At 48.1% G+C, this 693-nt stretch carries 1 protein-coding gene; it reads right to left on the bottom strand.

The window, feature by feature from the left end:
* Positions 1–693 (bottom strand): NAD(P)/FAD-dependent oxidoreductase (locus A3738_RS30490; protein WP_197473561.1); only part of this gene is annotated, 693 nt, incomplete at both ends.

Raw genomic sequence — 693 nt, 5'->3', positions numbered from 1 at the left:
ATTTTAGGAAGTGCGTTAAAACCGCCTTTAGTAATTGCACGTGCGCCGTAAGAAACACGCTTACCACCTTCAAGGTGCTTGGCGAGCACTGGGTGGTGCTTCATGCGTTGGAACTCATCAAATGGGCTAACGTGAGGATTTGAGTAACTCAAGTCAGTGATCAGGCCAACAACAACCTGGTTGTTTTCGCCATGATAAAGGAAGAAACCGCCTGTCGAATTAGACTCGTTGAGTGGCCAGCCTGCGCCGTGAACAACAAGACCTTCTTGGTGTTGCTCAGCAGGGATGTCCCATAGTTCTTTGATGCCGATGCCGTAGTGTTGTGCATCGCTATCTTTATCTAGCTCGAACTTAGCAATCAACTCTTTACCTAAGTGGCCACGACAGCCTTCTGCAAAGATCGTGTATTTAGCACGTAGCTCCATGCCAGGCATGTAGCTCTCAGTTTGCTCGCCTTCTTCGTTTAGGCCCATATCGCCAGTGATGATGCCTTTTACAACATCGTCTTCAATGATTAGCTGAGCGGCAGGGAAGCCAGGGTAGACTTCAACTTCAAGTGCTTCAGCTTGCTCGCCTAACCAGCGTACAACGTTACCCAGGCTGACAATGTAGTTGCCATCGTTATGCATTGGCTTTGGAATCATCCAGTTCGGAGACTTGAAGCTCTTTTCTGCATTACTCAGCAGATATACT

Source organism: Oleiphilus sp. HI0066 (assembly GCF_001635725.1).
Note: the sequence above shows the minus strand (reverse complement) of the source record. Positions and strands in the feature narration are given on the sequence as shown.